Source organism: Thiohalocapsa sp., assembly GCF_019695415.1.
GTDB lineage: Bacteria > Pseudomonadota > Gammaproteobacteria > Chromatiales > Chromatiaceae > Thiohalocapsa.
Window position 1 is genome coordinate 1 of sequence record NZ_JAIFKJ010000287.1, and the last position, 4741, is coordinate 4741.

The 4741-nt window shown below is 69.0% G+C and carries 6 protein-coding genes and 1 pseudogene; 2 read left to right on the forward strand and 5 right to left on the reverse strand.

The genetic code is table 11. The annotated features are described in order from the left end of the window. The 5 genes and pseudogenes from I6U14_RS08270 to I6U14_RS08290 all read right to left on the reverse strand — a co-directional run. Nucleotides 1-341 (reverse strand): annotated as a pseudogene (locus I6U14_RS08270) (hypothetical protein); the annotation flags it as partial. Nucleotides 342-434: 93 nt separating this feature from the next. After that, complete coding sequence (gene menB, locus I6U14_RS08275) at nucleotides 435-1292, reverse strand: 1,4-dihydroxy-2-naphthoyl-CoA synthase (RefSeq protein WP_296898396.1); 858 nt, start codon at nucleotides 1290-1292, stop codon at nucleotides 435-437. A 93-nt stretch (nucleotides 1293-1385) separates the two neighbouring features. Beyond that, nucleotides 1386-2000 carry a Holliday junction branch migration protein RuvA gene (gene ruvA, locus I6U14_RS08280; protein ID WP_296898398.1) on the reverse strand — a complete coding sequence of 205 codons (615 nt, stop codon included), beginning with the start codon at nucleotides 1998-2000 and terminating at the stop codon, nucleotides 1386-1388. A gap of 414 nt (nucleotides 2001-2414) precedes the next feature. Beyond that, nucleotides 2415-2954 (reverse strand): crossover junction endodeoxyribonuclease RuvC, encoded by a 540-nt coding sequence (gene ruvC, locus I6U14_RS08285; protein ID WP_296898399.1) that lies wholly within the window; start codon nucleotides 2952-2954, stop codon nucleotides 2415-2417. A gap of 166 nt (nucleotides 2955-3120) precedes the next feature. Beyond that, entirely contained in the window at nucleotides 3121-3870 is a 750-nt protein-coding gene (locus tag I6U14_RS08290) for a YebC/PmpR family DNA-binding transcriptional regulator (protein ID WP_296898400.1), read from the reverse strand. A gap of 277 nt (nucleotides 3871-4147) precedes the next feature. Between I6U14_RS08290 and I6U14_RS08295 the strand changes: the two genes are divergently transcribed. Together I6U14_RS08295 and I6U14_RS08300 are read left to right on the forward strand one after the other, a co-directional pair. After that, entirely contained in the window at nucleotides 4148-4357 is a 210-nt protein-coding gene (locus tag I6U14_RS08295; RefSeq protein WP_296898401.1) for a DNA gyrase inhibitor YacG, read from the forward strand. A gap of 118 nt (nucleotides 4358-4475) precedes the next feature. Then, on the forward strand, nucleotides 4476-4741 hold a 266-nt coding region (locus tag I6U14_RS08300; RefSeq protein ID WP_296898403.1), incomplete at its 3' end, for an SDR family NAD(P)-dependent oxidoreductase.

The following is a 4741-nucleotide window of genomic DNA, read 5'->3' on the forward strand; positions in this document are numbered from 1 at the left end:
CGGGGGGTGTAGGTGTGTGGGGCGGCGCGGTGCTCCTGGGGCTGTGGTACCCGGCGTTGGGCGGGGGCCGGGGGGGGCCCAGGGCGGTGGGCGGGTGCGGTGCGGCGTGGGAAATCGGGGGCGTCGTTGTGCAGGTTGGGGCCGATCTGGATGCCGGCGGCGGCGAGCAGAGTCGCAAGTGCGGTAAACGGCGCGAGGCGGCCGGCGTCCGCCAGCGTGAGCAGCAAGGCGCCGACGACAGGCGTGACGGCCAGCGGCAGCGTCTTCGGGCGCGCGGCGCTGAGCCAACGTCCAGCGTGGAGACGGACGGCGTCCCAGGTGATGGCGGCGGGGGTGCTCACGGGTGCCTCAGTCGCGCAGTCGGGGCCCGAGCAGCATCGGCGCCTCCCTGCCGATGACGGCGCCGGCGCGCAGCCGACAATGGGGCGTGCGCGTCATGGCCGCCGCCGATAGCGCGAGAAGTCCGGCGTGCGCTTGTCGAGGAAGGCATTGCGTCCCTCCTGCGCTTCGTCGGTCTGGTAGAAGAGCCCGGTGGCATTGCCGGCGAGCTCCTGGATGCCGGCAAGGCCGTCGGCATCGGCGTTGAAGGCTGCCTTGAGGCAGCGCAGCGCCGTCGGCGAGAGCTGGAGCATGCGCCGGCACCAATCGACTGTGGTCGCCTCCAGCTCGGCAAGGGGCACCACGGTATTCACCAGGCCCATGGCCAATGCTTCCTGCGCGTCGTACTGGCGGCACAGGAACCAGATCTCCTTGGCCTTCTTGAGGCCGACGGTGCGGGCCATCAGGCCGGCGCCGTAGCCGGCGTCGAAGCTGCCCACCTTGGGCCCGGTCTGGCCGAAGCGGGCGTTGTCGGCGGCGATGCTGAGATCACAGACCAAGTGCAGCACATGGCCGCCGCCGATGGCATAGCCCGCCACCATGGCCACCACGGGCTTGGGCAGGCTGCGGATGCGCCGCTGCAGCTCCAGCACGTTGAGATGCTCGGTGCCGGCGGCGTCGCGATAGCCGCCATGGCCGCGCACCCGCTGGTCACCGCCAGAGCAAAAGGCGAGCTCACCTTTGCCGGTGAGGATCACGACGCCGACCTCTGGGTCCAGGTGGGCGCGGTGGAAAGCATCGAGCAGCTCGATCACCGTCTCCGGACGAAAGGCGTTGCGCACGGCCGGGCGGTTGATGGTAATGCGGGCGATGCCCTCGGCACGGTGGTACAGAATGTCCTCGTAGAGCACATCCTCGGGGGCCTGCCAGTCCGGGGCTGGCTGCGGTGCGGGGGAGTTGGCGTCTGGGCTCATCAGGATACTGCGGCCTCTGGGAAGATACCGGCCGGCGATTGTAACCAAGGCGCGCGCGGCGCGGCGCAAGAGCCGACCGAGCACCGCCGGCGCTCAGCCCGCTCCGGCGGATTTGAGGGCGGCGCGGATGATCTCCTCCGAGGTCTTGCCGCCGTCGTCCACTGCGCGGGCCATGCGATTGGCGTCCTGGGGTTTGTAGCCCAGGGCCACCAAGGCGCTGACGGCATCTGCCAACGGGTCATCGGCTGCGCTTGGGGCGGCTGCAAGCCCTTGAGCAGGGACCACGCCCGCAGCACCGCTGCCCAGCCCGGACAGCCGATCCTTCATTTCCATCACCAGCCGCTGCGCGGTCTTCTTGCCGATGCCAGGTAGTCGGCTCAGGCCCGTGATGTCCTCCTGCTCCACACAAGCCGCGAAGCGCTGGGCGTCCATGCCCGAGAGAATCGCCAGCGCCATCTTGGCGCCAACGCCCGTGACCTTGAGCAGATCACGGAATAACGCACGGTCGCGCTCGCGCAGGAAGCCGTAGAGCACATGCGCATCTTCGCGCACCAGAAGATGGGTGATGAGCGTCACCGGCTCGCCCACCGCCGGCAGGTCGTAGAAGGTGCTCATGGGCGCCTCGACCTCGTAGCCGACGCCGCCGACGTCTATCAGCACCTGGGGCGGGTGCTTGGCGAGGATTTCGCCGCGAAGGCGTCCGATCATGGTTGGGTAGCGGTCATCCTGTCGATGCAACGAGGCCCATCGGTCTGATCTGCGCCGCGCTCGCATGGCATCGCACGCGGCTGGCGGGTTGCTTGGGCCGCCCAAAGCTGCGGCCACCACTGGAAAGCCCGTCCGACTCCATGCGCCCGTGCAGCACTCGGATGATTTCGATGATCGGCTCGGCCGCCTCGATCAAGCGAGCGCAAATGACCTGGCTCTGCGGAGAGCCGGTAAGTCACCTCTCGGCGGAGCGCGCTCGGCCGGCGGCTGTCACGCGTCGATTTCGCATGCGGGTGGGTTGCGGTGGGTTCACTGGCCGATTTGGCCAAAATAGGTGAAACCTTCAGGGGCTGCAACCGAGCAGCTACAGGGAGACGCCGGTTGAGTGATGTTTCCGCTAGGCAGCTGCAGTGCTCAGGGCCGAAAATCCCGCCAGCTCGCGGCGGCGCGCTTGCGTTGCGGGATGCCCATGGAGTGGGCGTGGCAGAGCGCGATGGCTAGGGCGTCGGCCTCGTCCTCGCCGGGCGGATCGGGCAGGCTGAGCAAGATGCGTACCATGTGCTGCACCTGGGCCTTGTCGGCGCCGCCACTGCCGACGACGGCGAGCTTGACGGACTTGGGGCTGTATTCGTGCACCGTCACCCCGGCCTTGAGCCCGGCGCAAAGGAGTGCTCCACGGGCCTGGCCGATCTTGAGCGCGGCGGTGGGGTCGCGAGCGAAGATGAGCTGCTCGACGGCCATCTCGTGCGGCTTGTGCTCCGCCGCCAGCGCGGCGACATGGTCGAAGAGAAGCCCGAGCCGGTCCGGCCAGGGGTGGTGACCGACGCGGATGCAGCCGCTGGCGACCACACGGCTGCGGCGCCCGTCGCTGTCGATGACACCGAAGCCCGTGTTGCGGGAGCCGGGGTCGATGCCGAGGATGCGGTGGCGGAGTTGGTGCGGGGGGTTGGTCACGCGCTCGTCCCGATGGTGGGGAAGAGTGCGGAGTGCGGAGTGCGGAGTGCGTCTGCGGTCCTGGCTCGGCCCCCCGCACTTCGCACCACGCACTGCGCACTTTGCGCGACGAAATCGATGCCCTGAGCTTGCGCCATGTCCGAGTGCCCGACAGGACGCACCAAGCCTACGCGTCAAGCTCCGCCATTACCTCATCCGCGATGTCCGCATTGTGGTAGACCTCCTGTACATCGTCGAGGTCTTCCAGCATGTCCACCAGCTTGAGCAGCTTCTCGGCGGTGTCGCGGTCGAGCTCCGCATTGGTGGCGGCGTTGTAGGTGACCTCCGAGACGCTGGTGTCGAAGCCAGCCTGTTGGAGCCCCTCGCAGACGGCGCTGAAGTCCTCCGGCGTGGTGATGACGTCCAGTGATTCGTCGTCGTTGACCACGACGTCCTCGGCGCCCGCCTCCAGTGCCGCTTCCATGACCTTGTCCTCGTCGGTGCCGGGCTGGAAGCTGACGATGCCCTGCTTGGCGAACAGATAGGCCACGGAGCCGTCGGTGCCCAGGTTGCCGCCGTGCTTGGTGAAGGCATGGCGTACCTCGGCGGCGGTGCGGTTGCGGTTGTCGGTCATGCAGTCGACCATGATAGCGACGCCGCCCGGGCCGTAGCCCTCGTAGCGGATCTCCTCGTAGTCCTCGAGGCCCTCTTCGCCGGCGCCGCGCTTGATGGCCCGGTCCACGGTGTCCTTCGGCATGTTGGCCCCGAAGGCCTTGTCCATCGCGAGCCGCAACCTGGGGTTGGCGTTCGGGTCGCCGCCGCCTTCACGGGCGGCGATGGTGACCTCACGGATCAGCTTGGTCCAGACCTTGCCGCGCTTCTTGTCCTGCGCCGCCTTGCGGTGCTTGATGTTGGCCCATTTGCTGTGTCCGGCCATGATGTCCTCTGCTGCTCGAGACGTAGACGGATGCGGGCGCCGCCGACCGGTCGCCCGGCGCGCTGGATGGATGCGCCGCCGTTGCGCTCAGGCCAAAGCGGCCGCCGCGGGTAGGCCGCCAGTTTAACATCGCCGCAACGCGCCACCTTCCGATCGCACCGTTGCCCTCAGGCGCCTCGCGGCTCCAGCCTGCGGCTTGATCCGAGCGCGCGGGCGGTTGAGACTTTCGCGTCGGACACCAACCCCATCCCCGAGCCGAACTGCCCCGCAGATACCCATGACCGTCACCGTCAAATGCCCGACCTGCCAGCGTCCGGTACCCTGGGTGCCGGGGTCCAAGTGGCGTCCGTTCTGCAGCGAGCGTTGCCGGCTCATCGACCTCGGCGACTGGCTGGACGAGAGCCACCGGATCTCAGAGCCCGCCGGCGAGGACCTGGGCAGGGACTGGCTGGACGCCGACGCGGACGAGGGCGAGCGCCGGCATTGACCTGCCCGGGCTGACGCGGCAGCGCAGGGGCAGGGGTACTGGCGACAGCTCATGCAGCTGCATTCGCACCGCGCACTCCGCACGTCCCACTTCACAACACCACCATGAGGAGCTCACCATGACCGCACCCCCCGTCTCCGTCGTCACTGGCGCTTACCGCGGGCTCGGGCTTGAGACCGCCCGCCAACTCGCGGCCCAGGGTTGGCGTGTCGTGCTCACCGCCCGTCGCGATCCGGAGGGCCGCGCCGCCGCCGAGAAGCTGGCCGAAGACGGCCCGGACGCGCGCGTTGTGCGGCTGGCGGTTGCCGCCGCCCACTCCACACCCGCACCTCGGGGCCTGCGCGCGGCAGCCCTCGGGGCCCCCGCACCCCCCCTCCACAACGC